The organism is Chamaesiphon sp. VAR_48_metabat_403 (assembly GCF_031422475.1).
GTDB lineage: Bacteria > Cyanobacteriota > Cyanobacteriia > Cyanobacteriales > Chamaesiphonaceae > Chamaesiphon.
Map to the genome: position 1 here is coordinate 1 of NZ_JANPLS010000070.1, position 4,977 is coordinate 4,977.

7 protein-coding genes are annotated in these 4,977 nt (G+C 44.7%); 1 reads left to right on the top strand and 6 read right to left on the bottom strand.

What is annotated here, in order from left to right:
- Positions 1-640 (top strand): amidohydrolase family protein (locus RMO79_RS03465; RefSeq protein WP_310481663.1); only part of this gene is annotated, 640 nt, incomplete at its 5' end.
- A 111-nt stretch (positions 641-751) separates the two neighbouring features.
- Here RMO79_RS03465 and RMO79_RS03470 read toward each other — a convergent pair.
- The 6 genes from RMO79_RS03470 to RMO79_RS03495 all read right to left on the bottom strand — a co-directional run bounded on the left by RMO79_RS03470 (position 752) and on the right by RMO79_RS03495 (position 4,789).
- Positions 752-1,258: a YcxB family protein gene (locus RMO79_RS03470; protein ID WP_310481664.1), complete on the bottom strand. Its 507-nt coding sequence runs from the start codon at positions 1,256-1,258 to the stop codon at positions 752-754.
- Between the two features lie 141 nt (positions 1,259-1,399).
- Positions 1,400-2,152, bottom strand: a complete 753-nt coding sequence (locus tag RMO79_RS03475) for a class I SAM-dependent methyltransferase (RefSeq protein WP_310481665.1) — start codon at positions 2,150-2,152, stop codon at positions 1,400-1,402.
- Positions 2,153-2,400: 248 nt separating this feature from the next.
- On the bottom strand, positions 2,401-2,799 hold the full coding sequence (locus tag RMO79_RS03480) for a hypothetical protein (protein WP_310481666.1): 399 nt from the start codon (positions 2,797-2,799) through the stop codon (positions 2,401-2,403).
- A 28-nt stretch (positions 2,800-2,827) separates the two neighbouring features.
- Complete coding sequence (locus RMO79_RS03485; RefSeq protein ID WP_310481667.1) at positions 2,828-3,382, bottom strand: carboxymuconolactone decarboxylase family protein; 555 nt, start codon at positions 3,380-3,382, stop codon at positions 2,828-2,830.
- Positions 3,383-3,477: 95 nt separating this feature from the next.
- Positions 3,478-4,095, bottom strand: a complete 618-nt coding sequence (locus RMO79_RS03490; protein WP_310481668.1) for a TetR/AcrR family transcriptional regulator — start codon at positions 4,093-4,095, stop codon at positions 3,478-3,480.
- A 181-nt stretch (positions 4,096-4,276) separates the two neighbouring features.
- Positions 4,277-4,789 (bottom strand): hypothetical protein, encoded by a 513-nt coding sequence (locus RMO79_RS03495; protein WP_310481669.1) that lies wholly within the window; start codon positions 4,787-4,789, stop codon positions 4,277-4,279.
- Between the last annotated feature and the right edge of the window lie 188 nt (positions 4,790-4,977).

The following is a 4,977-nucleotide window of genomic DNA, read 5'->3' on the forward strand; positions in this document are numbered from 1 at the left end:
GCCCGCCTGGGTGACAGCAGAGGTCACGCCGCAGCATCTACTGTTGAATACGGGCGACTATGAAAAGCTGGGGTCACTAATTCAGATGAACCCGCCGATTCGGAGTGTCCACGACAATGAGGTGCTGTGGCAAGCCCTTCAGGATGGAGTCATCGATTTTATTGCCACCGATCATGCTCCCCATACCCTCGCCGAAAAAGGTCGGGCGAATGCCGCCAATCCAGCCGATGAGGAGGCATCTGCTACAACTGTTTTTCTGGAGCCTGCCAAGGTACCATCAGGAATGCCAGGAGTAGAAACGTCTTTGCCGCTGATGCTCACCCAGGCAATGCAGGGACGATGCACTGTCGCTCAAGTTTCCCACTGGATGTCTACGGCGGTGGCAAAGGCTTATGGCATTGTCGGCAAGGGATCGATCTCTCCGGGCTACGATGCTGACTTAGTACTCGTAGATTTAGATAATTACCATCCGGTATTGCGCGAAGAACTACAGACTAAGTGTGGCTGGAGTCCGTTTGAGGGCTGGAATTTGACGGGCTGGCCAGCGGTGACGATCGTGGGCGGGCAAGTGGTTTACGATCGGGGTGAATTTAATCAGCAGGTTCGAGGTCGAGCTTTAATGTTTAACGCCCAATCGTAGTGTTTTCGATGCGTTGGCGGTAGGGTTGTGTTGAGCTGTTGTCAGGAAACCTCGCGTACCAGGAACTTGAATTAACCCGCTCCAACAACTTCCTAGCAACCAAGTCGGTGACTATAACCCGATTGTTTGGCTGAGTAAATCGCGAAATGCGTTTATGTCCTGGGTCGATCTGAAACACCGCTTGGGAATGAGTGTGTAAAGACCCTTGCCATACATTAGTAGGAACAAATCTGGGCTTTCAATAATGTGCTCATAATGCGTCCACTGCAAAGTTGAATCGATCGATACGGTTTTGAACTGAATGTGCTCACGGGAAAAAGTCAAATGATATTCTTCTCGAAACTTTGGATTGCGCTGAAATTCTATTTTTGTTCGCCACTGGCTCAGAGACACCAAATTGAACCACTCTGCTACAGCTAGAGGAAACCAAATAACTGTCCACCAATGCAAGCCCACAAGAATAATGCCATAAACACCAAAACAAAAGAGCAGAACCGCAACAACTTTATCCAACTTAGCCAAGACACCTTTGCGATAAAGAACGCGCTGGGCTTCAAGATGGTCTGTTAGTTTGTTGGTAAAGATGATTGAGATTGGAGCAGATTTTGCTTCTGGCATTTTTATATTGTTTTGGCAGTCACCACTAAGTTTCACGCAATAGCTCAACGACTAAGCTCACCTGCCATCAATAACCTGAACTGAATCATCTAACGATACCTAACATACGCGATCGGGTGCAGCGGCTGGTTAGATCCAATACTACTTCAACTGATTGCGACCAGCAATGATATGAAAGTTCATTATTATTTCCTTCCTTTCTTCAGCTTGACCCCAAACATTTAATAATCTTTTACTGAAGATTTCAAAGAACTCCGTACCTTGTTGCTGAACACATTGCCTTGTTGCTGACCATGTGCGAAGGTAGTTCAATAGTTCTGACAAGTTCCACAATACCTTCATGGTCATCGGCGGTACTGAAATTGGCTCGAATGGAAACCCAACATCACGATAGCCATCCCACACAAGATGAGCGCGTGGCGACCAATATGGGGCAATAACATCTAGGATGCTTTCTTTGATAACATCATCAATCTCAGGTGAGATTGAAAACCAATCGTAACCCCATGCAGCAAAGATTCCTCCACTCCTCAGTACTCGCGTAACTTCAGGCCAAAACCGATCGAGGTTAAACCAGTGCAGGGCTTGAGCTACTGTAACGATATCAAAATAATCATTTGCAAACCTGGTTTTTTCACCAGGCTGAATTGAATAAAATACACATTTTTTTTGAATAGCATTGGCTATCTGCTGTTCACTAGCGTCTGTAGCATAAACTTCAGAGAAATACTCTACTAAGGATATCGAAGACTGTCCGTTGCCAGCCCCACAGTCCCATGCTCGTTTTCTGGGACTAGTGCAAGATGCTAAAAACTCATACAGATCTTTGGGATATTGTGGTCGCGCAGCCGCATACAAGTCTGATTTGTCGGAGAATAAATCAATGAAAGACATGGAACTTCCTCAACTTTCAACTGGGGTCAAGTAACAGTGCAACCGCAACGATCGCCACAAAGTAGCCAACAGTGACAGCCCAACCCTATCATGTGATTGGCAAACCCCACCCCCAACCATACTTTTTAGCTGGAAACCAGTACTTGGATGATGTATTCATAATTTACCTATATCTCTGTGATGTCTGGAGGAATACTGTCTTAAACTCCAACTTATGCAGCCGCTGCTACTTCCTCTTCCATTTAAATTTAACCTTGCTTCTGCCCAGAAATCAAATACATCATCGAGCCGCCACTGGAATGAAATGTTTCATTGAGAAGGGATTCTTTGACTAATTGATTTCCTTGCAACATCCGCAACCAATAAGCTTCAAAATCTAGTGCTGTTCCACCGCCAGCTAGAAAATAACGTAATGCTTCATGCTGCTCCCAAGTGCCTCGATCGAGCCAATCTAAACACTGTTGTTTGCTGACTTGCTGTTCTCTAGACGCATAGCTCGGAAACATCGGAGAGGTTTTATCTCCGATATAGACTTGGATATTTTGCAACCCGATTTCGGCGAAATAGCCAGGAATCAAGTCGCCAACAGAATTATTACCCTCGCCCAACTTAATTTTTCCACGTTCGCAGGTCAAATGAAATTCCACGTCTTGGCAAATCTGTTATACCGCGTTGCTACACCAAGGCATTGCGTTGAAACTCTTCCACAGCAGGGAAATCGAGCGTTGGCTTAGTCAAATGCTTTATGTAATTCAAAAAGGTGTAAAGACCGATTACTCCAACAATCTCAATGATTGCTTTATCACTGAGACCTTGATCTCGAAGTGCATTAACCAATGACGGATCGACCTGACCTCGATTGTTAACAACTGCTCTCGTAAAATTGAGCACTGCTTGAGATTTTGGATCGCTTGACTCACCTTGAAGATTACAAATCAATTCGTCACGGCTAAGTCCAGCCTGTTGTCCGACATGAACATGAACCGCAACACAATATTCACATTGATTAATCCCTGATGCCAGCAAAGCAACTTGCTCTACTAAAGAGGTTTCAAGTTCGCCACCAGTAACTTCCTGATTGAATGCCATGACGCCTTTGAGAACATTGGGAGCGATCGCCAACATTTTCATCAAGTTAGGAATCCCGCCAAAGGCAGCCTCAACAAGATCGAGAGCAGCTTTTGCATTAGTATCAGCAGTTTTGGGATCTATTGGATTGAAGGTAGACATGATGGATCTCCGATAAATTAAACAAACCAGTTGGTTCAAACTAGTCCTAAAAAATGACCTGTCCTTTCAGCAGATTAAATTTTGAAATGTACGAGTCAGAGCACAAGTGCAGACGCGGACTTGGCAAAATCCTTGATGAACTGAGGATCATTGTGTGTCTTGGACAACAAGATTGCCCCTTGAAGGTAAGCAATCATCGATCGAGAAACTTTTTGAGTATCAACGTCCCGATCGATAGCTAACTCCTTCACAATGGGTTCGATTGTTTCCGCCCAAGTCTGAAACACATGCGCCAGATAGGTTCTAACCCGCTCTTCCTTGCCAGCAAGCTCAAGTGCAATATTGCCAACAAAGCAGCCTTTAACATACCCAAGCTGTTGTTTGAGATCCTGATTTGCCCGAAAGGGCGTTTCAAAAATTTGCTCAAGTTTTTGCTCAGCAGGCATTTTAGATTTAGCAATCTGTGTGAACTTCCTAGTGATGTCGCTTGCGTATACTTCAAGTGCTGCCAGAACCATATCTACTTTTGAGGGAAAGAGGTGATAGAGCGTACTTTTATTCACCTTTGCTTCAGAACAAATTAGATTCGTTCCAACCGCATGAAAACCCTCAGTGTAAAACAGATGCAGGGCGGTTTGAATCACACGCTCACGGGGAGAGAGTGAAGATATCATAAAAGACTGCTGACCGAACCAACTAGTTAGTTTTATCATGATTCAGTTCAATCTGTCAATTTCTTTACACTCATGGATAGATTTACGACCTCGCCCCATCGACAATTTGAGCGGTATAACGTTTTGGATCAGCGGCTTTGAGCCACGCTTTGTAATTAGAGATAAATCCTATGAGTCCGCTGCATCCAAGTTGTTCTGCCGTTGTTGGTGCCTGCACGACTCATGTCATACCCAAAACATCCCGATAGTCCCAATCCTTTGAGTCAGTGTCTCCCAAAAACACTCGCAAATGCTTTGGGACAGCTTCGTATGATTGGCGGAGTTGCTCTTTATTCTCTTCTGTGGGAGCTTGCCCATAACGATTCATCGCCTTTCGACACAGGTCGTGTGTCTTAGGTTGTCCATTGAGATGCCGAATTACGTCTTCAACCTCCTTTACAAATTCTTCTTCCTCGACCCATGCCCTAACATTCGTAACAGTGAAGGCGATATCAGAACCCATCATAGAGACCCGAACACCTTCTGGGACTCTGGTTTTGACCCGACCCGTTCGCACCTTTTCCTTGAAACCTTCAAGGTCAACTTCCCCGCAACAATCAATCACGCCATCTTTGTAAATCTTAATTTCCACGACGAAATAATCCTTTCTACCTTCTTGGATGAAGGCTTGGAGATAAATGCCTGGGATGGTTTCGTCGCCAGCTTTGCGAGCAGTGAAGTTATAGAATTGCATCTTGGAAAGGAGGATAATACATTCAGCAATGCTGTGTGCGACGGCAGAACTATTATTGGGCGGAAACTTTCCACCTATTCACCCAAATTTGGGTAGATAGACTGAAAAATTCAGCATATTCCCTGTGCAAAAGCAGAAATTTTCCACCTATCATTCTATTTAAGGTGGATCTGCTGAATTTTTCAACA

Bases quoted from the DNA above. Each gene is read 5' to 3' on its own strand.
- RMO79_RS03490 (WP_310481668.1), bottom strand. From the start codon at position 4,095: ATGATAAAACTAACTAGTTGGTTCGGTCAGCAGTCTTTTATGATATCT.
- RMO79_RS03470 (WP_310481664.1), bottom strand. From the start codon at position 1,258: ATGCCAGAAGCAAAATCTGCTCCAATCTCAATCATCTTTACCAACAAA.
- RMO79_RS03495 (WP_310481669.1), bottom strand. From the start codon at position 4,789: ATGCAATTCTATAACTTCACTGCTCGCAAAGCTGGCGACGAAACCATC.
- RMO79_RS03485 (WP_310481667.1), bottom strand. From the start codon at position 3,382: ATGTCTACCTTCAATCCAATAGATCCCAAAACTGCTGATACTAATGCA.
- RMO79_RS03475 (WP_310481665.1), bottom strand. From the start codon at position 2,152: ATGTCTTTCATTGATTTATTCTCCGACAAATCAGACTTGTATGCGGCT.